The 21027-nt window shown below is 62.2% G+C and carries 23 protein-coding genes; 10 read left to right on the forward strand and 13 right to left on the reverse strand.

The window, feature by feature from the left end:
• Positions 1 to 136: 136 nt before the first annotated feature.
• Positions 137 to 1480: an aminodeoxychorismate synthase component I gene (pabB, locus tag BLS08_RS14005; RefSeq protein WP_026088554.1), complete on the forward strand. Its 1344-nt coding sequence runs from the start codon at positions 137 to 139 to the stop codon at positions 1478 to 1480.
• Between the two features lie 61 nt (positions 1481 to 1541).
• Here pabB and thrH read toward each other — a convergent pair whose 3' ends face one another.
• Complete coding sequence (gene thrH, locus BLS08_RS14010) at positions 1542 to 2159, reverse strand: bifunctional phosphoserine phosphatase/homoserine phosphotransferase ThrH (RefSeq protein ID WP_003460030.1); 618 nt, start codon at positions 2157 to 2159, stop codon at positions 1542 to 1544.
• A gap of 175 nt (positions 2160 to 2334) precedes the next feature.
• Here thrH and BLS08_RS14015 point away from each other — a divergent pair, with 175 nt between their 5' ends.
• A complete protein-coding gene (locus BLS08_RS14015) occupies positions 2335 to 2955 on the forward strand; it encodes a phosphoadenosine phosphosulfate reductase domain-containing protein (protein WP_017676799.1) in 621 nt (206 codons plus the stop codon).
• Between the two features lie 64 nt (positions 2956 to 3019).
• Here the strand turns inward: BLS08_RS14015 and cysB are convergent, their stop codons facing one another.
• The 5 genes from cysB to BLS08_RS14040 all read right to left on the reverse strand — a co-directional run bounded on the left by cysB (position 3020) and on the right by BLS08_RS14040 (position 6981).
• Positions 3020 to 3994 carry an HTH-type transcriptional regulator CysB gene (gene cysB / locus BLS08_RS14020; RefSeq protein WP_017676798.1) on the reverse strand — a complete coding sequence of 325 codons (975 nt, stop codon included), beginning with the start codon at positions 3992 to 3994 and terminating at the stop codon, positions 3020 to 3022.
• Between the two features lie 106 nt (positions 3995 to 4100).
• Positions 4101 to 4601 carry a universal stress protein gene (locus BLS08_RS14025; protein WP_017676797.1) on the reverse strand — a complete coding sequence of 167 codons (501 nt, stop codon included), beginning with the start codon at positions 4599 to 4601 and terminating at the stop codon, positions 4101 to 4103.
• 129 nt (positions 4602 to 4730) lie between these two features.
• A complete protein-coding gene (locus tag BLS08_RS14030) occupies positions 4731 to 5636 on the reverse strand; it encodes a 5'-nucleotidase (protein ID WP_017676796.1) in 906 nt (301 codons plus the stop codon).
• 2 nt (positions 5637 to 5638) lie between these two features.
• Complete coding sequence (locus BLS08_RS14035; protein WP_017676795.1) at positions 5639 to 6595, reverse strand: putative 2-dehydropantoate 2-reductase; 957 nt, start codon at positions 6593 to 6595, stop codon at positions 5639 to 5641.
• Complete coding sequence (locus BLS08_RS14040) at positions 6595 to 6981, reverse strand: YbbN family protein (RefSeq protein ID WP_017676794.1); 387 nt, start codon at positions 6979 to 6981, stop codon at positions 6595 to 6597. Before BLS08_RS14040 ends, BLS08_RS14035 begins: the two co-directional genes overlap by 1 nt.
• On the opposite strand from BLS08_RS14040, the gene BLS08_RS14045 reads away from it, so the two are divergent.
• Positions 6980 to 7393 carry a PilZ domain-containing protein gene (locus BLS08_RS14045; RefSeq protein WP_017676793.1) on the forward strand — a complete coding sequence of 138 codons (414 nt, stop codon included), beginning with the start codon at positions 6980 to 6982 and terminating at the stop codon, positions 7391 to 7393. The genes BLS08_RS14040 and BLS08_RS14045 overlap by 2 nt on opposite strands.
• 205 nt (positions 7394 to 7598) lie before the next feature.
• Positions 7599 to 8675, forward strand: coding sequence for a 3-deoxy-7-phosphoheptulonate synthase (locus tag BLS08_RS14050; RefSeq protein WP_017676792.1), 1077 nt, complete (start codon positions 7599 to 7601; stop codon positions 8673 to 8675).
• A gap of 97 nt (positions 8676 to 8772) precedes the next feature.
• Here BLS08_RS14050 and BLS08_RS14055 read toward each other — a convergent pair whose 3' ends face one another.
• Together BLS08_RS14055 and BLS08_RS14060 are read right to left on the reverse strand one after the other, a co-directional pair.
• Positions 8773 to 9045 carry a GNAT family N-acetyltransferase gene (locus BLS08_RS14055; protein WP_017676791.1) on the reverse strand — a complete coding sequence of 91 codons (273 nt, stop codon included), beginning with the start codon at positions 9043 to 9045 and terminating at the stop codon, positions 8773 to 8775.
• 145 nt (positions 9046 to 9190) lie between these two features.
• Positions 9191 to 10564 (reverse strand): GntP family permease, encoded by a 1374-nt coding sequence (locus BLS08_RS14060; protein ID WP_026088553.1) that lies wholly within the window; start codon positions 10562 to 10564, stop codon positions 9191 to 9193.
• Between the two features lie 271 nt (positions 10565 to 10835).
• On the opposite strand from BLS08_RS14060, the gene oprI reads away from it, so the two are divergent.
• The gene (oprI, locus tag BLS08_RS14065) at positions 10836 to 11087 is read left to right on the forward strand and encodes an outer membrane lipoprotei OprI (protein ID WP_003239826.1); all 252 of its coding nucleotides are present in this window, start codon (positions 10836 to 10838) and stop codon (positions 11085 to 11087) included.
• Between the two features lie 150 nt (positions 11088 to 11237).
• Here the strand turns inward: oprI and BLS08_RS14070 are convergent, their stop codons facing one another.
• The 3 genes from BLS08_RS14070 to BLS08_RS14080 all read right to left on the reverse strand — a co-directional run bounded on the left by BLS08_RS14070 (position 11238) and on the right by BLS08_RS14080 (position 13241).
• Positions 11238 to 12194, reverse strand: coding sequence for a L,D-transpeptidase family protein (locus BLS08_RS14070; protein ID WP_017676789.1), 957 nt, complete (start codon positions 12192 to 12194; stop codon positions 11238 to 11240).
• Positions 12195 to 12264: 70 nt separating this feature from the next.
• Entirely contained in the window at positions 12265 to 12546 is a 282-nt protein-coding gene (locus BLS08_RS14075; protein WP_017676788.1) for a hypothetical protein, read from the reverse strand.
• An 89-nt stretch (positions 12547 to 12635) separates the two neighbouring features.
• On the reverse strand, positions 12636 to 13241 hold the full coding sequence (locus BLS08_RS14080) for an arylesterase (RefSeq protein ID WP_017676787.1): 606 nt from the start codon (positions 13239 to 13241) through the stop codon (positions 12636 to 12638).
• Between the two features lie 11 nt (positions 13242 to 13252).
• Between BLS08_RS14080 and BLS08_RS14085 the strand changes: the two genes are divergently transcribed.
• Genes BLS08_RS14085 through greB form a run of 3 tightly spaced genes read left to right on the forward strand, consistent with a single transcriptional unit; the run spans position 13253 to position 16992 of the window.
• The gene (locus BLS08_RS14085) at positions 13253 to 13936 is read left to right on the forward strand and encodes an ABC transporter ATP-binding protein (protein ID WP_017676786.1); all 684 of its coding nucleotides are present in this window, start codon (positions 13253 to 13255) and stop codon (positions 13934 to 13936) included.
• A complete protein-coding gene (locus tag BLS08_RS14090) occupies positions 13936 to 16440 on the forward strand; it encodes an ABC transporter permease (protein ID WP_017676785.1) in 2505 nt (834 codons plus the stop codon). The genes BLS08_RS14085 and BLS08_RS14090 overlap by 1 nt, the downstream gene beginning before the upstream one ends.
• Positions 16441 to 16494: 54 nt before the next feature.
• Positions 16495 to 16992: a transcription elongation factor GreB gene (gene greB, locus BLS08_RS14095; RefSeq protein ID WP_017676784.1), complete on the forward strand. Its 498-nt coding sequence runs from the start codon at positions 16495 to 16497 to the stop codon at positions 16990 to 16992.
• 96 nt (positions 16993 to 17088) lie between these two features.
• Here greB and BLS08_RS14100 read toward each other — a convergent pair whose 3' ends face one another.
• Complete coding sequence (locus tag BLS08_RS14100; protein WP_017676783.1) at positions 17089 to 17397, reverse strand: hypothetical protein; 309 nt, start codon at positions 17395 to 17397, stop codon at positions 17089 to 17091.
• A 512-nt stretch (positions 17398 to 17909) separates the two neighbouring features.
• Between BLS08_RS14100 and BLS08_RS14105 the strand changes: the two genes are divergently transcribed.
• Positions 17910 to 18863: a triacylglycerol lipase gene (locus BLS08_RS14105; protein ID WP_017676782.1), complete on the forward strand. Its 954-nt coding sequence runs from the start codon at positions 17910 to 17912 to the stop codon at positions 18861 to 18863.
• Between the two features lie 86 nt (positions 18864 to 18949).
• Positions 18950 to 19981: a lipase secretion chaperone gene (locus BLS08_RS14110; RefSeq protein ID WP_017676781.1), complete on the forward strand. Its 1032-nt coding sequence runs from the start codon at positions 18950 to 18952 to the stop codon at positions 19979 to 19981.
• Between the two features lie 3 nt (positions 19982 to 19984).
• On the opposite strand, the gene gntR is transcribed toward BLS08_RS14110, so the two are convergent.
• On the reverse strand, positions 19985 to 21004 hold the full coding sequence (gntR, locus tag BLS08_RS14115; RefSeq protein WP_017676780.1) for an HTH-type transcriptional regulator GntR: 1020 nt from the start codon (positions 21002 to 21004) through the stop codon (positions 19985 to 19987).
• Positions 21005 to 21027: the final 23 nt, after the last annotated feature.

Consider the following 21027-nt stretch of genomic DNA (forward strand, 5'->3'; position numbering starts at 1 on the left):
TTGGTACGGCAGTTCAACATCCTGGCACGACTCCATACTAATCAGCCGAGCGTACCGGAGCAAACCTGGCCGAAGCCCTAGGATGAATATTAGCGGCGGACTACAATCGCTCTTTCAACCCATTCGACTGCCACGCATGCCCAGCTGCTCTCTGCACCCTCTTCCTTACCGCACCGACCCCAGCGACTACTTCCAGCGCATTCGCCAGGCCCCCGGCGCCGTACTGCTGGATGCCGGACGACCGAGTGCCACGCGTGGACGCTATGACCTTATGAGCGCCTGGCCATTGGCAGAACTGGCGCCCACGCCCGACGAATCGGCCAACGACTTTCTGCAACGCCTGCGAGGCGCATTGCAGAGCCTCGGGCCCGCCGAAGTGCCAGCGCAGCAGGAGCTGCCATTCGTCGGTGGTTTGATCGGCTACCTGTCTTATGACTTCGGCCGCCGCCTGGAAGTGCTACCCGAACAGAGCGTCGATGATCTCGACCTCGAGGATGCCCGTTTCGGTCTCTACGCCTGGGCGCTGATCAGCGATCACCAGCTGGGTACCAGCGCCCTGCTGTTTCACCCGGCGCTGCCGGAGGCAGAGCGCCAGCGCCTGCGGACGCTGTTCGATGCAGCGCATGGCGAGGAACTCGCGCCCTTCCGACTGACCCAACCGTTCCAGGCCGCTATCGACCAGCACCGCTATCGCCAGGCGATCGAACGCATCCAGGGCTACATCCTCGCTGGCGATTGCTATCAGGTGAACTTCGCCCAGCGCTTTCAGGCGCCCTGCGCGGGCGATCCCTGGGCGGCTTACCTGGCACTGCGCCAGGCCTGCCCCACGCCGTTCTCGGGTTTCCGGAGCCTGGGCGATGGCGACGCCATTCTCAGCCTGTCGCCCGAGCGCTTTCTCAAGGTCAGCAACGGTCAGGTGGAAACCCGTCCGATCAAGGGCACTCGGCGCCGCGGCGATAACACCGACGATGATCAGGCGCAGGCGCAGGAGCTGTTGGCGAGCAGCAAGGACCGAGCCGAGAACCTGATGATCGTCGATCTGCTGCGCAACGATCTGGGCCGCAGCTGCCGCATCGGTTCGGTGAAAGTACCGGAGCTGTTCGCCCTGGAGAGCTATCCCAACGTGCATCATCTGGTCAGTTGCGTCACCGCCGAGCTGGCGCCTGGCAAGGATGCGCTGGACCTGATCGCCTGCAGTTTCCCCGGCGGCTCCATCACCGGCGCGCCGAAGATCCGCGCCATGCAGATCATCGATGAGCTGGAGCCGACACGTCGCGGGCTCTATTGCGGCTCCTTGCTGTATCTCGACGTACGCGGTGAGATGGACAGTTCCATTGCCATTCGCAGCCTGCTGGTCAAGGACGGCAAGGTCAGTTGCTGGGGTGGCGGCGGTATAGTCGCCGACTCCAACTGGCAGGCCGAATATCAGGAGTCCATCACCAAGGTGAAAGTACTGCTGGAAACGCTGGAGGGGCTTTAGAAACGTAGGGCGGGTGCAACCCGCCAGATCGCGATGGCGGGTTGCACCCGCCCTACGTCAGCTACAGGCTCAGCTTGCGGTTCGATGCCTTGAGGAATTCCTGCTTCAGATCCTCGTAGGTATGCACCGCCGGGAATTGCGGAAACTCGCGAATCACGTTTTCCGGCGCATGGAACAGGATGCCGGCATGGGCTTCGCTGAGCATGGTGGTGTCGTTGTACGAGTCGCCAGCAGCGATAACGCGGTAGTACAGGCTCTTGAAGGCGATGACCGACTGACGCTTGGGATCCTTCTGGCGCAGTTGGTAGCTGACCACGCGATCGTTCTCGTCAGTGATCAGGCGGTGGCACAGTAGAGTCGGGAAACCGAGCTGACGCATCAGCGGCTGGGAGAACTCGTAGAAGGTGTCGGAGAGAATCACAACCTGGAAACGTTCACGCAGCCAGTCGACGAACTCCACGGCGCCATCGAGCGGCTTCAGGGTAGCGATCACGTCCTGTATGTCCTTCAACTTCAGGCCGTGCTCATCGAGAATGCGCAGGCGTTGCTGCATCAGTACGTCGTAATCGGGGATGTCGCGGGTGGTCGCCTTGAGCGACTCGATGCCGGTTTTTTCCGCAAAGGCGATCCAGATTTCCGGAACCAGAACACCTTCCAGGTCGAGACACGCGATTTCCACAGGCCACTCCTCGGTTGAGCCAAAAAGGAGCCGGCACTCTAGCCGCTGGGCCTGACTGGCGCAACGTAGCCTTCTTATAACTGAAACGAAGGACGTAAAATGCCTTAGTTATTTAGCCGCATAATCGGGCTTTGTTACCATCGCGCCCTCACGCACACGATCTGGAATCCTCACCATGGAACTCGACCTGGACGCGCTCAACGCCGAATTCGGTAACCAGCCTGAAAAGCTGGTGCAGTGGGCCATAGGGCTGGGCAAACCCGCCATCTGTACCACCAACTTCCGCCCTTTCGAAGCGGTGATCCTGCACATGGTCAGCCAGGTCAAACCGGATATCCCGGTGGTCTGGATGGACAGCGGCTACAACACCGAAGCCACCTATCGCTTCGCCGACGAAGTGACCCGCAAGCTGGGCCTTAACCTGATCACCTACCTGCCCAAGCGCTCGCGCGCGCACCGCGAGGCCATCGACGGCCCGGTGCCAGGCCTGGATGATCCGCGCCACGCCGCGTTCACCGAAGAGGTGAAACTCGAGCCTTTCGCTCGCGCTCTGCGCGAGACCGCACCCAGCGTCTGGTTCACCGCCCTGCGTGCCACCGACACCGCCGTGCGCGCGCAGATGAACCCCATCAGCATCAACCCGGACGGCCTGATCAAGGTCGCCCCGCTGCTGCACTGGTCCTCCAAGGATCTGTATCAGTACCTGGTCGCCCACGACCTGCCGAACGAGTTCGATTACTTCGACCCGACCAAGGGTGAAGACAATCGCGAGTGCGGCCTGCACCTCAGTCATTGATTGAAGCTGGCTAGAACGAAACATGGCGCCCAAGGGCGCCATGTTTCGTTTCAGTTGTTTTGCTTCAGTGCATCGGTAACTCGACACCTGCGAACAGCTCTTCGAGTTCGGATTTGTTGTGGCACTGCACCGCCTTGGCCAGCATCTCGCGGGTCAGGTGCGGGGCGAAACGCTCGATGAAGTCGCACATGAACCCCCGCAGGAAGGTGCCGCGACGAAAACCGATCTTGGTCACGCTGGGCTCGAACAGATCATCGGCATCGAGCACCACCAGATCCGGATCGAGCTTGGCGTCGACCGCCATCTTGGCCACGATACCAACGCCCAGGTTCAGGCGTACGTAGGTCTTGATCACGTCGGCGTCGGCGGCGGTGAACACCACCTTGGGCGTCAGACCGCGATGACTGAAGGCTTCGTCCAGTTTCGAACGCCCGGTGAAACCGAATACGTAAGTGACGATGGGGTGCTCGGCCAGGGCCTCGAGGGTCAGCTTCGGCAACTTGGTCAGCGGGTGCCCCTGCGGCACCACCACGCAGCGGTTCCAGCGGTAGCAGGGCATCATGATCAGGTCGTTGAACAGCTCGAGACCTTCGGTGGCGATGGCGAAGTCGACACTGCCATCGGCCGCCATCTCGGCGATCTGCGTCGGCGTGCCCTGGTGCATGTGCAAGGCAACGTCCGGGTACTGCTTGATGAAAGCGCTGATCACCGGCGGCAGCGCGTAGCGTGCCTGGGTGTGGGTAGTGGCGATGGACAGCGTGCCCTTCTTCTCGTTGGAGAACTCCTGGGCGATCTGCTTGATGCTTTCGACCTTGCGCAAAATCTCGCCAGCGGTGGTGATGATGCGCTCTCCGGCTGGGGTCACGCGGGTCAGGTGCTTACCGCTGCGGGCGAAGACTTCCACGCCCAGCTCATCCTCGAGCAAGCGAATCTGCTTGCTGATCCCTGGTTGCGAGGTGTACAGGCTCTGAGCGGTAGCCGATACGTTGAGGTCGTGGTGCGCAACTTCCCAGATGTAGCGCAATTGCTGAAGCTTCATATGTTTCCCTCAGAGCAGTAAGGCAGGCCAACAACTGCCAATGCCGTATATAACCATATTATTGGTTTAATCGAACAGCCTAGAACGTTTTATCAGGTTCCCCCTTTTACAAATCTCCATGACCTCGATGCTGCAGCATGGGCACCAGGTACACCGGCGCCTCCGACAACTGCACGATGCGCGCAGCCGTACGTCCCAGCGGCACGGCAAGGTCTGCGCCATGGCTATGACTGCCTACGACCAACAGATCCACCCCAAGTTTCTGCGCTTCCTCAAGAATCACCGCAGGCGGATCCCCCTGAAGCACCCGCACCGCACGAATCAACTGGAGATCCTGCTGACCATCACCCAGTTCGTCGCGAAAGCCCTCCAGCACACGCTGCTCGATACTGGCCATGACGGTATTCAGCCCATTACGACGCAGCTCCCCGAGGGTGTCCTCGTCCAGGTATGTCTGCAGCACGGATTCGGCGAATAGCCCCATGGGCTCAACCGCGTGCACCACATACAAATCGGCCTTGAAGCTGCGGCTCATAGCGAGGGCGTGCTGCAGCACGTAGGAGGCGTAAAGCCCCAGATCGGTGGCATAGAGTATCGAGCGGATCACGCGGCCTCCTCGACTGCTGGCGCAGGCCCTTGATTGAGCTTAGCAGCGCATCAGACAAAGCAAGATCGGCAGCGTTATTTAGGACGAATGGCTATATGCAGGCGCTTGGGCGCCTGCACAGGCACAGGCTCAGGGCACTAACTCGTTGCTGACGCCATGGGGGACATGACCGGTCGCCACCACCTGGCGAGCTTTTTCGCAGTGTCCGGTCTGGTCATCGAAGAACACATCGGCAGCGAAGGCCTCCAGCACCGCCGACTTGTCCAGCCCGCCAAGGAAGAAGGATTCATCCAGACGGATGTTCCATTCGCGCAGGGTGCGAATCACACGCTCATGTGCCGGGGCCGAGCGCGCGGTAACCAACGCCGTACGAATCGGGCATTCGGCTTCGGGAAATTCCTGCTGCAGCGCATGCAACGCGGCGAGAAACGGCTTGAAAGGCCCGCCTGGCAGGGCCTGCCGAGCAGCTTCGCGCTCATGATCCTGGAACGCGTTGAGGCCGCCACTCTGGTAGACGCGCTCGGAGTCGTCGGAAAACAGCACGGCATCGCCATCGAAGGCGATACGCAGCTCGTTGCTGTTCGCCCGCCGCGCGCCGCCGGAAAGCAGCGTGGCCGCGCCAAAACCGGCTTTCAGTGCGTTGCGCACGTCATCGGCGTGGGTAGACAGAAACAGATGACAGCCAAAGGCCGCCAGATAAGGATCGGGGCTACGACCGCCGACGAAGGCGGCGCGGGATATGCCGAGCCCGTAGTGCTGGATCGAGTTGAACGCACGCAGCCCGGTATCGGCGCTGTTACGCGACACCAGGATGACCTCCACGCGCTGTTCGCTGAGCCGTGTGTTCAGCCCAAGCAGCTTCTCCACCAGCGGAAAGGCGTCGCCCGGCATCAGCACTTCGTCTTCATGCTCGATCTGATAGCGGCGATAGGCTTCCACCCCTTCGCTTTCGTAGATCTGGTGACTTTCACTCAGATCGAACAGCGCCCGCGAGGAAATCGCCAGCACCAGTTTGTCCCCCAGCCCCTTACCCATGCTTAAGCCTCCCGGCGAGCCTGAATGAAACGTAGCGCCTGATACAGGGCGCGCACCTTGGGCATATCGAAACCTGCTGCATCGGCAGCCGCCAGAGGCGCTTCATAGATGGCGTGCAGCTCGGCCGGTCGCCCCTGGGCAAAGTCGTGGTACATGCTCGGCAGGTAATCGGGCATGCGCTGCGTGGCGGCCAGCAATTTGTCCGCATAGCTGTCCGGCATGACGTAGCCCAGTACCTGAGCAGCCTGCACCACTTCCTGCATCATGTCAGCGATCAGTGCGCGGCTGTCGGCATTACCCATCAGGCGCCGCGTATCGGCATCGAGCAGCACCGACAGGCCGTTATAAGGGATATTCCATACCAGCTTCTGCCAGCGCGTCTGCGCCAGATCACGCATCGCCGCCGAATCCAGACCGGTGCTGCGCAGCAGGCTGGCGCCCTCCTCGGCCAGCGCCAGTCGCGCCTCATCGTCGGTCAACGGTCCGGAGTGATAGGCCAGGTTGATCGCCCCCAGCGCCTGATGCTCGATCACGCCCGGCGCACTGCGATGAACGCAGATGTAACAGAGCCCGCCCAACAGATGCAGGTCATCGCTCAACAGTGGGCGCAGTTCATCTTCCACTGCCAGGCCATTTTGCAGCAGCACCACCTGGGCGCCCGGTGCAGCAGCCTTGGCAATCAGCGGCGCCAGCTCGGCATTGGCCGTGGTCTTGGCACCGACCAGCAACCAGTCGCACGGTGGCATCTCGTCGACATGCTGGTAGGCCTGTACCGGCGCCTGGTTCAGTGCGCCATGTACCGCGCTGTTCAACTGCAGGCCTCGCTCGACCACCGCGCCGTACTCGCTGCGCAGCAAAAAGTGCACGTCATGACCCGCGCGAGCCAGCAGCATTCCGTAGAAACCGCCAATGGCACCGGTGCCGATGATGCCGATACGCGGCGCAGGGTATTGAGACATCAGGGAAGCTCCTCAGCCGGGCGAAGCAGGGCCTCGCCCATGGCGTTAACCAGATCGGAATGGGTAAGACGCGTGTGCAATGCGCCAAAGAAATGACCGTCCTTGACCAGAAACAGCGCCGGCAGATGGAATACCTCGTATCGCGTCACCAATCCGGCGTTATGCCCGGCATCGACCCAGCACAGGCGTTCTATGGGCAGCGGCATGCCAGGCAAGGCCTGACGTGCCCAGCGGCAGCTGGCACAGCCCGTGCTTGTGAACACCAGTAGCGAGGTACCGGGAAGATCGAGTAGCCGGCGGTCGGCATCCAGATCGGTCAATTCCAATTGCGTCGCTATACTGAATTCATTGATGTCAGTTTGCCTGCATTCAAGGTCGGTGTTCATGCGTAAGTTTCTGCGTCATCCAAGCGACATGCCGGTTGAACTGGTGCTGCGCAAACAAGCCTGCATTCCTCGGCAGCGGCTGAACAATATCAGCCTGGGTGGGGTTGCATGCAACTCGACACGCGGCTTTCGCCGCGGCACCTCGGTCGAACTGCGCATCCCGCTACTGGGCGAACAGGCACGCTACCCCGGCGTAGTGGCCTGGTGTCGGCGCCAGGATACCGATTATCTGGTAGGCATCGCCTTTCTCGATGAAGACACTCTGTTCCGCGCGCGCATGGTCGAGCAGGTTTGCCAGATTCAGCATTACCGACAACAGCTGGAGCAGGCATCAGGCCACCCAATGGCCATCGAGCAGTGCGCTCAGGACTGGATTGCCAAGCATGCCGCCGAGTTTCCCTATCTCGCCTGAATACGCTGCAGCCACCCAATAACGAGGGTAATAAGCCACCTCATACTGCCACTCTATGAGGCTTATTGAACTTAACGCCCATTGTCGCGCAGCCCCGTACGCGCTAAGGTTCGGCTCCCCCTGCGCCAACTAGCTGTGCACCGCCATAGGGGATCGCTGGCGGCCGGCACCCGTGACCTGACGACCTGACCCGATGAATAGCACGATGGCTGATTTACCGATCGACGACCTCAACGTCGCTTCCAACGAAACCCTGATCACCCCCGATCAGCTCAAACGCGAAATCCCCCTGACCGATGCCGCACTGAAGACCGTGGCCCATGGCCGTCAGGTGGTACGCGACATCCTCGACGGCAAGGATCATCGCCTGTTCGTGGTCGTCGGCCCTTGCTCCATCCACGATATCAAGGCCGCTCACGAGTATGCCGAACGCCTCAAGGTACTGGCTGCCGAGCTGTCAGATAGCCTGTTCCTGGTCATGCGCGTGTACTTCGAGAAGCCACGCACCACGGTCGGTTGGAAAGGTCTGATCAACGATCCGTACCTGGACGACTCGTTCAAGATTCAGGACGGGCTGCACATCGGCCGCAAGCTGCTGCGCGACCTGGCGGAAATGGGCCTGCCCACCGCCACCGAGGCGCTCGACCCGATTTCCCCGCAGTACCTGCAGGACCTGATCAGCTGGTCGGCCATCGGCGCGCGCACCACCGAATCCCAGACCCACCGCGAAATGGCCTCGGGCCTGTCCTCGGCCGTTGGCTTCAAGAACGGTACCGACGGCGGTCTGACCGTGGCCATCAACGCCCTGCAATCGGTTTCCAGCCCGCACCGTTTCCTCGGCATCAACCAGGAAGGTGGCGTATCCATCGTCACCACCAAGGGCAATGCCTATGGCCACGTGGTACTGCGCGGTGGCAATGGCAAGCCGAACTACGACTCGGTCAGCGTTGCCATTTGTGAGCAGGAACTGACAAAAGCCGGCATTCGCCCGAACATCATGGTCGACTGCAGCCACGCCAACTCCAACAAGGACCCGGCTCTGCAGCCGCTGGTGCTGGAGAACGTGGCCAACCAGATTCTCGAAGGCAACAACTCCATCGTCGGCCTGATGGTCGAGAGCCACCTGGGCTGGGGCAGCCAGTCGATTCCAAAGAATCTGTGCGACCTCAAGTACGGCGTATCCATCACCGATGCCTGCATCGACTGGGATACCACTGAGAAGAGCCTGCGCGGCATGCACGCCAAGCTCAAGGACGTACTGCCCAAGCGCCCTCGCGGCTAAGGGCGCAGCAACAATGAAAACGCCGGGCATTGCCCGGCGTTTTTGTATCCGCATTCACACGTAGGGTGGGCTTCAGCCCACCACCCCGAACCGACTCCTACTGGTGACGCGAACGTCGCTCCATGTAGCGCTCGACATAGGAGCACGACGGAATCACCGTGTAGCCCTTGCCTTCGGCATATTGCAGGGCATGCTCGGTCAGCGCAGCGGCGATGCCACGGCCACGCAGCCCATTGGGTACGAAGGTGCGATAGATGTCCAACGTCTGCTTGCCCAGATCCATATAGGCCAGATAGGCACGATCACCGTCGACGGTGGTCACGAACTGGTGACTCGCCTGGTCATGGTGGATGGACAACCCGTCGCTCATCTTCACTCCTCTAGCCGCAAACCGTTAGCGGCGCATCTATTTTTACTTCATACCGGTGCTTTGGCAAAAGCGCAAATTCCGCTGCCACTTCCGACCATGCCATTGGCCAAGCTTATCAGCCGCCGAACCGCCCAGCCACGAGCAATCAGAAGCTCAAGACTGCAATGCAGAGCAGAGCCGCAATTACCGGGATAACTACCGTGATGACGAAGATATCCTTGTATGCCTGCTTGTGAGTCAGCCCCATGATCATCAGCATCGCGATCACCGCCCCGCAATGCGGCAGCGAATCGAGCCCGCCAGCAGTGATATTGGCGATACGGTGCAGCACCTCGGGCTCCACACCCATCTCGAGATAACGTGGCGCCAGGGTCTGCATGAAAATCTGCAGGCCACCAGACGAGGAACCGACTATCCCCGAGACCACGCTGACCGAGGCGAACACCGACAACAGCGGCGGCAGATCCACCCCCAGTATCCATTGGGCGAATTGGGCGAAACCTGCGGTCTGAGTGACCACCCCGCCAAAGCCGATTACCGCAGCAGTATTGAGCAGCGGCATGATCGCATCGTCAGCCCCCTGCCCCAGCAAGCCGACAGTATTGCGGCGCAACGCCGGAAACATCAGCACAGCCACCCCAGTAGCGATCACCAGGGCCAGACTGGGCCAGAGAATCGGCTGCGCCTGGCTGAAGGCCAACAGCCCACCCAGTGCCCCCTCACCTGGTACAGCCGCACCAGACAGAGCGAGCAGGCGCGGCAGGAGAATGATCCCCAGCACAACGATGATCGGCACCAACGCCATACCCCAATGCGGACCGCTACCCGGCACACCGGCCAACTGCTGCATACGCTCGTCCTGTGCGTTAGGCTCGAATCCCTCGCCGCGCTCGCGCGCCAGGCGCCACTCACGCTGCAGATAGGCCATGCCCAGGCCGATCATCACCAGCGAGGCGAACAGACCAATCCAGGCACCAGCGAACAGGTCCGTACCCAGCGCACTGGCTGCGATCACGTTATGAATCGACGGAGAGCCAGGCAAGGCCGTCATGGTGAAGGTCCCCGCCCCCAGTGCAGTGGCGGCGCAGAACAATCGCTTGGGCAGATTGGCCTCGCGCATCAGGGTGATGCCCAGCGGATACATGGTGAAGATCACCACGAAAACTACCACTCCACCATAGGTGAGAACCGCACACACCAGCATCGCCACCCAGAGCGTGCGCTGCGTGCCCAGGCTGCGGGTAATGGCCTGCGCAATACTGCTGGCTGCCTGGCTGGCCGCCATGACCTTGCCGAAGATCGCACCACAAAGAAACAACACGAAGAACTTGCCAGCAAAGGTGAATGCGCCCAAGGGGCCGAATGGAAAGTGCTCGAGCAGCGCACCTGATACGGCGACGCCATTGGTGAGAGCCACCAGAATCGAACACAGCAATGCGGCGATGAATATGTTCACCCCGCGCAACGCCATGAAGATTAGTAGCGACAAGCCCAGCAAAAGCCCCAAATTCCCAAGCATCTGCATCTCCCTCTTTTATTGTTTTAGTTTGAAAACCGGGACAGTTATAACAGCTCGTACAACCTCAGCACTGTATCGAATGCGTAACTGTCTATTTTTTAGCCAGCCCACGCAGGTTCTAGCCTTCAGCGTCCCGTCCAAAGAAAAAAAACTGCAACTCTTGCCCTGGCTCCGTTTACTTACTAAAAGTAATAGGTAGTATGTACGCCGGCTAATTTCCCGCAGTTGGGGAATTGCTCTTTATGGAAAACTCCACCTCAAGGGGAACACGATGAACAACGTTCTGAAATTCTCTGCTCTGGCTCTGGCCGCAGTTCTGGCTACCGGTTGCAGCAGCATGTCCAAAGAAACCGAAGCTCGTCTGACTGCTACCGAAGACGCAGCTGCTCGCGCTCAAGCCCGTGCTGACGAAGCCTACCGCAAGGCCGATGAAGCTCTGGCCGCTGCTCAGAAAGCTCAGCAGACTGCTGACGAAGCTAACGAGCGCGCTCTGCGCATGCTGGAAAAAGCCAGCCGCAAGTAATTGCGACTCGTTTTTTCGAAAGCCGCCCCAGGCAACTGGTGCGGCTTTTTTATTACCTGCTCATGCCTGACCCTCTCCGAACAGCTCGATTGCCGGGCAATAAAAAACCCGCATACACGAATGCAGGCGGGCTTTTACAACTTTGCCGAATCAGAACGGGTTGTCGTTGCTCGCCACCACATTATCGGTCTGCGCCGCGATAGGTACCGGCATACCGTCCTCGGCAGCAACCACCTCACGGACCATCTCCCAGTCAAGGCGCAGGCCGCTGAGTTCATCACGCTTGAGCAACGCATTGATCACCGCAGTGTGCTTGTCGACAACAGAGGGGTCACCCTCGTCATCCAGTGGCGCATGCGCTTCCAGATAGATCTTGCCGCTGCTTACACCAAACTTGTAGGGCTCGTTGATGATGCGTACCGGCGTGCCGACCGGTACCATGCCCGCCAGCTCCAGCACGTTGTGGTTGAGCATGCGGAAGCAGCCGTGGCTGACGCGCATGCCGATACCGAACTTCTTGTTCGAACCATGGATCAGGTAGCCAGGAAACGACAGCGTCATCTTGTAGGGGCCCAGCGGATTGTCCGGGCCAGGCGGCACCACGGTGGGCAGAATGTCGCCCTCGGCCGCATGCTCTTCGCGAATCGACTTCGGCGGATACCAGGCCGGGTTCGGCGTTTTCACGGTCACGCGGCCTGTGCCCAGCGGCGAACCCCAGCCCTCACGGCCAATGCCCAGCGGGAAGGTGTGCACCACGTTCTGGCCTTTCGGGAAGTAGTACATCCGGTACTCGGCCAGATTGATCACGATGCCTTCGCGCGGACCGGGTGGCAGCACGTAACGAGTCGGCAGGATGATCTCGGTACCCTCGCCCGGCAACCAGGGATCGACGCCCGGGTTGGCCGCGACCATTTCCAGATAGCCGAGATCGTTTGCCGTTCCCAGATCGGCGAAGGTGTCTTCGTACTTGGCCTTGATCACCTGTACCTGGCCCACCACATCCTCGCCCGGCGGCGGCAGTGGAAGTTCGAGTGCCTGTACCGCAGCGCTGGAGCACAGTGCGACCAGAGTCAGACAGCGGTTGACCGCAGAGAAGCGCGACAACATCCGGGAGTCCCTTGAAGAGTTGAATGATATTGCGGCGATTGTACACCGCCGTTCGCAAGCCGGGCAGACGTCAGCCATCCGCCCAATTCGAGCACAGCCCCTGGCGCTGCGCCTCGAATGCCGCCAGGCAAGCGGGACACAGACGACGGTCACGCAGCCAGACCTTTTCCAGCGCCCGCCAACGCGGTTGCGCCGGCAACAAGCCACCGCAAAGCGTGCGATCAGCATGCCCACCCAGGCGCAACTGGCGAGCCACCAGATGCACACGCACCTCACGACAAGCGAACAGATCCAGCTGCTCATCCGGCTCGATCAGTTGGTAGGCATAAAGGGACCAGGCGGGACGCGGCATCTGGGGCTCCGTGACAGGTCGGCCACATTAGCCGAAAGGCTTGAGGCGGAAAAGCCTGTGCCTACTGTGTTTCCGCCGAAAACAGGCACTTACAGCAGCGGTTTGAGCGTCGGCCAGACATTCTCCAGCAACACCGCCTGCGCGGACTCGGTCGGGTGAATGCCATCGGCCTGCATCATCCCCGGCACACCACCGACACCCTCGAGAAAGAACGGCACCAGCGGCACCTTCTTCTGCTCTGCCAAATCAGCGAAAACCTGGGCGAAAGACGTGGTGTAGCGCGCGCCATAGTTGGGTGGCAAACGCATACCGAGAAGCAGCACATCGGCACCGGCAGACTGCGACTTATCGATCATCGACGCAAGATTCTGTTGCAATTGCGCTGGGGGCTGGCCACGCAGACCATCGTTGCCTCCCAACTCGATGATGACCAGCTCCGGCTTGTGCTCTGCAAGCAGCGCAGAGAGCCGCGCAGCGCCGCCTGCGCTGGTGTCGCCGCTGATCGAGGCATTGACCACCGAGTGCTCGAAACCCTCTTCATTCAGCCGCTTTTCCAGCAAGGCGACCCAGCCCTGGCGGCTATCCAGGCCAAAAGCGGCGCTGATACTATCGCCGACCACAAGCAGGGTGCCTGCAACCGCCCCCTGAGCCCAGAGCATCAGGGTCAAGGCACCACTCAACCACCATGCACGCATTTGGAATCTCCATGACTTCGAGCATTCTCGCTGCGCGGAACCTTAGCAAAGTGGTCAGCAGCGCGGAAGGCGAGCTGACCATCCTCCATGATCTCGATCTCGAACTGAGCAAAGGCGACAGCCTGGCCATCGTCGGCGCCTCAGGCTCTGGCAAATCCACCCTGCTCGGATTGCTCGCCGGTCTGGACCTGCCCAGCGGCGGCGCGGTACTGCTGGCCGGCAAAAACCTTAGCGAACTCGATGAAGACCAGCGCGCGCGCCTGCGCGCCGAGCATGTGGGTTTCGTCTTCCAGTCGTTCCAGTTGCTCGACAGCCTCAACGCGCTGGAGAACGTGATGCTGCCGCTGGAGCTGGAAGGCCACGCCGATGCCCGCCAGCGCGCCCGGACTCTGCTCGAACGCGTCGGACTGGGTCAACGTCTGACGCACTACCCGCGCCAGCTATCCGGTGGCGAGCAACAGCGCGTGGCCATTGCCCGCGCCTTCGCTGCAGAACCGGACGTGCTATTCGCCGATGAGCCCACCGGTAACCTCGACAGCCACACCGGAGAACGCATCAGCGACCTGCTGTTTCAGCTTAACCAGGAACGCGGTACCACCCTGGTGCTGGTCACCCACGACGAGCGCCTGGCGCACCGCTGCCAGCGCCTGATTCGCCTGGAAGCCGGACACCTGATCGATCGCGTGGAGCCCTGATGAAACGCGTACCCGTCACTCGCCTGTTTTCGCTCGCTGCCCGCCAACTGCTGCGCGATGCCCGCGCCGGCGAGTTGCGGGTGCTGTTCTTCGCCTTGCTGGTCGCTGTGGCCGCCAGCAGCGCCATCGGTTATTTCAGCGCACGCCTGAATGACGCCATGCTGCTGCGTGCCAGCGAGTTTCTCGCTGCTGATCTACGCCTGAGTGGCAGCTCGCCGGCCAGCCAGCAACAGATAGACGCGGGGCTCAAGCTGGGTCTCGATCACGCACAAGCGGTGGAGTTTTCCAGCGTGGTGGCGGCCCAGGAAGGCATTCAGCTGGCCAGCGTCAAGGCAGCCAATAGCCTTTATCCGCTGCGCGGCGAACTGAGGAGCGCTGCTGAACCCTACGCACCAGAGGAAGCGGGTTCCGGCCCGCGCCCCGGAGAAGTCTGGGCCGAAGCGCGCCTGATGGTCGCGCTGAATCTGAAGATTGGCGATGAACTGGAAATAGGCGCCAAAACCCTGCGCTTGAGCCGTGTGCTCACCTATGACCCCGACACTGCTGGCGACTTTTACAGCCTGACGCCGCGCGTGCTGATGCACCTGGACGACCTTGCTGCGACTGAAGTGGTACAACCCGGTAGCCGCGTGCGCTTCCGCGAACTCTGGCGCGGCGATGCCAATGCCCTGGCGGCCTACCGTCAGGCAGTCGAAGCAGGCCTGGAACCCAATCAGCGCCTGGACGACGCTCGCGATAGCAATCGCCAGGTCGGCGGCGCCCTCGGCCGCGCCGAACGTTATCTGAACCTGGCCAGCCTGGCAGCCGTGTTGCTCGCTGGTGTCGCGGTAGCACTCTCGGCGGCTCGCTTCGCGGCGAGGCGCTTCGATGCCAGCGCGCTGCTGCGCTGCCTCGGGCTGTCACGGCGTGAAGCGTTGGCCCTGTTCGGCCTGCAACTGGCGTTGCTCGGGCTGATCGCCTGCCTGATCGGCGCGCTGCTGGGCTGGGCCGGCCAACACGTGCTCTTCTATTTGCTGCGCGGGCTGATCCCGGATGATCTGCCGCCGGCCGACCTGTGGCCCGCATTGGCCGGCATGGCCACCGGTCTGGTGGCGCTGGCCGGTTTCGCCCTGCCGCCGCTGGCCGCACTCGGCCGCGTGCCACCGCTGCGAGTGCTACGCCGCGATATGCTGCCGGTACCGGCCAGCTCCTGGCTGGTCTACGGCGCAGCGCTGATCGCACTGGGTTTGATCATGTGGCGCCTGAGCCTGGATCTGCGCCTGACGCTGGCACTGCTGGGTGGCGGACTACTCGCTGCATTGCTGCTCGGCGGTCTGTTGTTGCTCGGCTTGCAGAGCCTGCGCCGCCTGCTGCAGCGCGCCGCCCTGCCCTGGCGCCTGGGCCTGGGTCAGTTGCTGCGCCATCCGCTGGCTGCAGCCGGACAATCGCTGGCGTTCGGCCTGATCCTGCTGGCCATGGCGCTGATCGCCCTGCTGCGCGGCGAGCTGCTCGATACCTGGCAGGACCAGTTGCCGGAGGACGCACCCAATCATTTCGCCCTCAATGTGCTGCCTGCCGAGCGCGATGCGTTCGCCGCACGCCTGGCCGAGCTATCGCCGCATCCAGCCCCGCTGTATCCCGTGGTGCCGGGCCGACTGATCATGATCAACGGTGAGCCGGTTCGCCAACTGGTAACCAAGGAAAGTCGCGGCGAGCGCGCTATCCAGCGCGACCTGAGCCTGACCTGGGCCGAGGATCTGCCATCCGACAACCTGATCACCGCTGGCAATTGGTGGGGCGCCGCGCACGCCAGCGAGCTGCCTGGCGTTTCCGTCGAATCCGAGCTGGCCGAAAGCCTGCAACTGAAGCTCGGCGACCAGTTGCGTTTCAATGTCGGCGGTATCGAACGCGACGCGCAGGTCACCAGCCTGCGCCAGGTGGATTGGGACAGTTTCCAGCCCAACTTCTACATGATCTTCGAGCCGCAGACCCTGCAGGACCTGCCTGCCACCTACCTGACCAGCTTCTACCTGCCGCCCGGCCAGGACGCGGAGCTGGTAGCCCTCAGCCGCGCCTTCCCCAGCGTGACGCTGCTGCAGGTCGACGCCCTGCTGGCGCAACTGCGCAGCATCCTCGCTCAGGTCACCCTGGCCATCGAGTACGTACTGCTGTTCGTGCTCGCCGCCGGCATCACCGTGCTGCTCGCTGGGCTGCAGGCGACACTGGACGAGCGTATTCGCCAGGGCGCGCTGCTGCGCGCACTGGGTGCCGAACGCCAGCTGCTGATCAGCGCTCGCCGCGCCGAGTTCGGCCTGCTCGGCGCTGCCGCTGGCCTGCTGGCCGCGCTGGGCTGTGAGCTGGTGAGCTTTCTGCTCTATCGCTACGCATTCGACATGAGCTGGCAACCGCACCCCTGGCTGCTTCTGCTGCCGCTGATCGGCGCGCTGCTGATTGGTCTGGCCGGCGTGCTCGGCACTCGCCGCGCACTGAATGCCAGCCCGTTGAGCGTGCTACGCGAAGGCTGAGAACCGTGAGAGGGGTTTGCTAAACTTGGCGCCCCTCTTCCTACCCGAGACACCATGAGCCGCTATCGCCCCCCTCGCCCTGCCGGCACACCACTGATCACGCCAGAGGGCGAAGCGCGCCTGCGTGCCGAGCTTCACGAGTTGTGGCATGTACGCAGGCCACAGGTGACGCAATCGGTCAGCGAAGCGGCGGCCCAGGGCGATCGTTCGGAGAACGCCGAATACACCTACGGCAAGAAGATGCTGCGCGAGATCGACAGCCGTGTGCGCTTTCTCACCAAGCGTCTGGAGAAACTCAAGGTCGTCAGCGACAAGCCGTCCGATCCGAGCAAGGTGTACTTCGGCGCCTGGGTCACCATCGAAGACGAAGACGGCGAACAGTCGCGCTACCGCATCGTCGGCCCCGACGAGCTGGACCTGAAACAGGGCCTGATCAGTATCGACTCGCCCCTGGCCCGCGCCCTGGTCGGCAAGGAGCTGGACGCCGAAGTGCGGGTGCACAGCCCCAGTGGTGAGAAGACCTGCTATATCGTCGAGATCGAATATCCCTAGGTGCTGTAGGAGCTCTGCTCGCGAATACTGGCGCTTAAAAAGCTTCGCGAGCAGAGCTCGCTCCTTACGCAGATGGCCGGCTTCCCCACAGCCCAACTAGCGCCGGGTGATCAGCCCCTGACGCGCCACCCGCACCAGCTCACCGACGGTTTGTGCCAGGTCCTCGGCGCTGGGGGCCTGGATCACGGCAAGGTCGAAGCTGTCGCGCGCGAAACGACTCAGCGACTCGCCGTTCTGCACGAACTGGATGCGAAAGGCACGCGACCCGGCCCAGCGCTTGGGCCAGCCTTCGAGATAACGCAGCAAGGTAGGCTGGTGGCTGCCGCCCAGCAGCACGCGTGGATTGCGCAGCAGCAGGCCCGAGGTGATGGGCGCCAGACGAATAAGGGGTTGGGGACAGATCATGGTCGAGTCTCCGCCTCGAGAATCCCGCTGGGCAGCGGTGAGAGGCGACACCGAACCAGCGCTTTAGCGGAATTTCAGGCGTTGATGACAACCCCCTGTGGCGCCCCGCAAGTAGCTGTTTAAATCGGCGCAGGGCGCATCCTAGAGAAGCCCACGGCAAACTGTCAAGGCGCCCCCGACTTCGACCCCAACCTTCGATTGGGCCCCGGTCAATTCGCGCATTTCCATCCGCTCAAAAGACCCGTTCCTGGCCATGGACGCCCCGCCTGGCCAGATCGATTGCGGCCCTCGGCGCGACCTGACGTTTCGGCACGTAACAGAAAGTACGCAGCGATATCGAGGCCAAGTCGCCCGAAAATCCTGGAAAGCGCCTGTATAGAGGGTTCGCCGGAAACTGCAGGACGATGGCATGTTTCCTGCCATCGTTCTTGCGCCGTACGCGCCACGGAATGGGCGTGATCTGTGTTGCAGGAAGCAGCTGACTGCCTCAACAAACCCCATCGAGAGCACCCATGAAGAACAATAAAACCCTGCTCGCCCTCTGTCTCGGTACCGGCCTGCTCGCCAGCGGCCAGACCCAGGCTTTCTGGTTCGGTTCATCCGGCTACACCCAGACCAAGTACCCGATCGTCCTCGGCCACGGCATGCTCGGCTTCGACAGCATCCTCGGCGTCGATTACTGGTATGGCATCCCGGCGGCACTGCGCCGTGACGGTGCCAGTGTCTACGTCACCGAAGTCAGCCAGTTGGACACCTCCGAAGCACGTGGCGAGCAATTGCTGCAGCAGGTCGAGGACATAGTCGCCATCAGCGGCAAAGGCAAGGTCAACCTGATCGGCCACAGCCATGGCGGCCCAACCACCCGCTACGTCGCCGCCGTTCGCCCGGATCTGGTGGCATCGGTCACCAGCGTCGGTGCACCGCACAAGGGTTCGGCCACCGCCGATTTCCTCAAGGGCATCAGCGACGGCCCGGCCGGTCCGGTCGCCACCCCGCTGCTGGTTGGCATCGTCAACGGCCTGGGGACGCTGATCAACTTCCTCTCCGGCAGTTCCAGCACCACCCCGCAGAATGCGCTGGGCTCGCTGGAGTCGCTCAACAGCGAGGGCGCAGCACGCTTCAATGCCAAGTTCCCACAAGGCATACCCACCAGCGCCTGCGGCGAAGGTGCCTACAGCGTCAACGGCGTGCGCTACTACTCCTGGAGCGGTACCAGCCCGCTGACCAACCTGCTCGACCCGAGCGACCTGCTGATGGGCGCCTCCTCACTGACCTTCGGCAACGAAGCCAATGACGGCCTGGTCGGCCGCTGCAGCTCGCGCATGGGCCAGGTGATTCGTGACAACTACCGAATGAACCATCTCGACGAGGTCAACCAGACCCTGGGCTTGACCAGCCTGTTCGAGACCGACCCGGTGACTGTCTATCGCCAGCACGCCAACCGCCTGAAGAACGCCGGGCTCTGAACCGCTGCGCTTCGTAGGGTGCGCCGCGCGCACCCTGCGAGGTACCAGCGCTGAGCAATGGTTCGAACGCCTTACTGGAACCTGCCGTGAAGAAAACCCTGTTCGCCCTGCCTTTACTGATCGTTACCGGCCTGGCATTGATGCTTTACCTGCAACCCGGACACCAACCGACCCAATTCACGCCTCCCGCCGCCACTGCCACGCCTACGCAGTCCGGGCCGGCGCCGGCTGCAGAGGCCTTAACACCGCCCAACCAAGATACCCAGAAGAAGGCCACAACGCCGGCCCTGCCCCGCTCCTTCGTCGGCACCAAAGTCGACGGCAGCTTTCGCCTGGACGCTGCCGGCAATCTGATCATCAGCGAAGACATCCGCCGGATCTTCGATTACTTCCTCGCCAGCATCGGCGAGGAAAGCCTGGATGCCAGCGTGTCACGCCTGCGCAACTACATCGACAGTCAATTGCAGGAACCTGCGCGTGCCCGCGCGCAAGCACTGCTGGAGCAATACCTGAGCTACAAGCGAGAGCTGGTGCTGCTGGAGCGCGACCTGCCGCAAATGGCCAGCCTGGATGCCATGCGCCAGCGCGAGACCGCCGTGCAGGCCCTGCGCGCAAGACTGTTCGACAGCGAAACCCACCTGGCCTTCTTCGCCCGCGAGGAAGGCTACAACCGCTTCACCCTGGAACGCCTGGCCATCCAGCACGACAGCACAATGAGCGCAGAGGAGAAAGGCGTTGCCGTCGACCGCCTGCGCGCATCCCTGCCTGAAGAGCTGCAGGACGCCGTACTGCCGCAACTGCAGCAGGAACTGCGGCAGCACACCGCGCGCCTGCAGGCCGAAGGCGCCAGCGCGGCGCAGATCCGCCAGATGCGTCAGCAGTTGGTAGGCGCCGAAGCCACCACGCGCCTGGAGGCGCTGGATAGCCAACGACAGAGTTGGCAGCGGCGTCTGGATGACTACATCACCGCCAAGACGAAGATTCAGGTCAACGAGGGACTCAGCAGTGGCGACAAGCGCGCGGCGATCGAGGCGCTGGCTGCAGAACGTTTCGATGAGCGTGAACGCCTGCGCCTCGACGCCGCCGAGCAATTGGCGGCGGCCAACAAGAAGCAGTAGGTCTCAGGCGCTGTCGCGCATCACCAGCTCGAAGCCAACGTCGATGCAATGCTGCTCCGGCGTTTCACCACGCATCAGCGCCAGCAGCATGTTCGCCGCCAGCTCACCGACACGACCACGGGTGGTACGCACGGTACTCAAGGCCGGATGCATCCAGGCTGCCGCTGGCAAATCGTTGAAACCGGCGATGGCCAGGCGTCCCGGCACGTCCAGGCCCAGTTGACGCGCGCGGAACAGCGCGCCCATGGCCAGGTCGTCGTTGTTGAAGAACACCGCATCGATCTGCGGCTGCTGCGCCAGCAGGCGATCGAGCAACTCGGCGCCCAAGCCGATGGATGACAACTGCGGTGTCAGCAATTCCAGCGCCGGATCATGTCGATTGAGGTAGCGCATCACCTGACGGTAGCCTTCTGCACGCTGCAGGGTGCGTGGGTCAAGCTGCGCTGCGGCGAAGGCGATATGGCGGTAACCACGCTGCACCAGGGCACGGGTCATGGCAGCGCCGGCTTCGACCTGAGAGAAGCCGACGCAGTAATCCTCCGGCTCCTCGCTCAGCTCCATCAACGTCACCAATGGGCAACTGCTGGCGCCGAGGATTTCGCGCGCCGCGTCGCTGCGCTCGAAACCCGTAAGCAGCAAGCCAGCTGGCTGGTGCGCCAGATAGGAACGCAACAGACGCTCATCCTCCTCGACCCGGTAGTGACTGACGCCGATCATCATTTCGAAGCCGGCCGGCATCAGCACCCGCTGGATGGCCTCCACGGTATCAACGAACACCGAGTTCGACAGCGACGGGATCACCACAGCCACGAGGTTCGAGCGTGAACTGGCCAATGCCCGCGCTGCCGGGTTGGGCACGTAACCCAGCGCCTGGGCCGCGCGCATCACCTGCTCGCGCAACGCATCAGACACCCGCCCCGGTTGCGACAGCGCGCGCGAAGCGGACATCAACGAGCAGCCCGCGGCCTTGGCCACGTCGGACAAGGTGACACGTTCTGCGGACCGGCGACGGCGTTGGCTCATAGCGCCTCCAATGATTTCAGCGG

Origin of the sequence: Ectopseudomonas chengduensis (genome assembly GCF_900102635.1) — a bacterium.
In the GTDB taxonomy this organism is placed as follows: domain Bacteria; phylum Pseudomonadota; class Gammaproteobacteria; order Pseudomonadales; family Pseudomonadaceae; genus Aquipseudomonas; species Aquipseudomonas chengduensis.

What these genes read in the sequence shown, in the direction of transcription:
- BLS08_RS14090 (WP_017676785.1), top strand. Translation starts at nt 13,936, where the DNA reads ATGAAACGCGTACCCGTCACTCGCCTGTTTTCGCTCGCTGCCCGCCAA.
- BLS08_RS14100 (WP_017676783.1), bottom strand. Translation starts at nt 17,397, where the DNA reads ATGATCTGTCCCCAACCCCTTATTCGTCTGGCGCCCATCACCTCGGGC.
- BLS08_RS14055 (WP_017676791.1), bottom strand. Translation starts at nt 9,045, where the DNA reads ATGAGCGACGGGTTGTCCATCCACCATGACCAGGCGAGTCACCAGTTC.
- pabB (WP_026088554.1), top strand. Translation starts at nt 137, where the DNA reads ATGCCCAGCTGCTCTCTGCACCCTCTTCCTTACCGCACCGACCCCAGC.
- gntR (WP_017676780.1), bottom strand. Translation starts at nt 21,004, where the DNA reads ATGAGCCAACGCCGTCGCCGGTCCGCAGAACGTGTCACCTTGTCCGAC.
- BLS08_RS14045 (WP_017676793.1), top strand. Translation starts at nt 6,980, where the DNA reads ATGCGTAAGTTTCTGCGTCATCCAAGCGACATGCCGGTTGAACTGGTG.
- cysB (WP_017676798.1), bottom strand. Translation starts at nt 3,994, where the DNA reads ATGAAGCTTCAGCAATTGCGCTACATCTGGGAAGTTGCGCACCACGAC.
- BLS08_RS14070 (WP_017676789.1), bottom strand. Translation starts at nt 12,194, where the DNA reads ATGTTGTCGCGCTTCTCTGCGGTCAACCGCTGTCTGACTCTGGTCGCA.
- greB (WP_017676784.1), top strand. Translation starts at nt 16,495, where the DNA reads ATGAGCCGCTATCGCCCCCCTCGCCCTGCCGGCACACCACTGATCACG.
- BLS08_RS14015 (WP_017676799.1), top strand. Translation starts at nt 2,335, where the DNA reads ATGGAACTCGACCTGGACGCGCTCAACGCCGAATTCGGTAACCAGCCT.
- BLS08_RS14075 (WP_017676788.1), bottom strand. Translation starts at nt 12,546, where the DNA reads ATGCCGCGTCCCGCCTGGTCCCTTTATGCCTACCAACTGATCGAGCCG.
- BLS08_RS14080 (WP_017676787.1), bottom strand. Translation starts at nt 13,241, where the DNA reads ATGCGTGCATGGTGGTTGAGTGGTGCCTTGACCCTGATGCTCTGGGCT.
- BLS08_RS14060 (WP_026088553.1), bottom strand. Translation starts at nt 10,564, where the DNA reads ATGCTTGGGAATTTGGGGCTTTTGCTGGGCTTGTCGCTACTAATCTTC.
- BLS08_RS14035 (WP_017676795.1), bottom strand. Translation starts at nt 6,595, where the DNA reads ATGTCTCAATACCCTGCGCCGCGTATCGGCATCATCGGCACCGGTGCC.
- oprI (WP_003239826.1), top strand. Translation starts at nt 10,836, where the DNA reads ATGAACAACGTTCTGAAATTCTCTGCTCTGGCTCTGGCCGCAGTTCTG.
- BLS08_RS14030 (WP_017676796.1), bottom strand. Translation starts at nt 5,636, where the DNA reads ATGGGTAAGGGGCTGGGGGACAAACTGGTGCTGGCGATTTCCTCGCGG.
- BLS08_RS14050 (WP_017676792.1), top strand. Translation starts at nt 7,599, where the DNA reads ATGGCTGATTTACCGATCGACGACCTCAACGTCGCTTCCAACGAAACC.
- BLS08_RS14040 (WP_017676794.1), bottom strand. Translation starts at nt 6,981, where the DNA reads ATGAACACCGACCTTGAATGCAGGCAAACTGACATCAATGAATTCAGT.
- BLS08_RS14085 (WP_017676786.1), top strand. Translation starts at nt 13,253, where the DNA reads ATGACTTCGAGCATTCTCGCTGCGCGGAACCTTAGCAAAGTGGTCAGC.
- BLS08_RS14105 (WP_017676782.1), top strand. Translation starts at nt 17,910, where the DNA reads ATGAAGAACAATAAAACCCTGCTCGCCCTCTGTCTCGGTACCGGCCTG.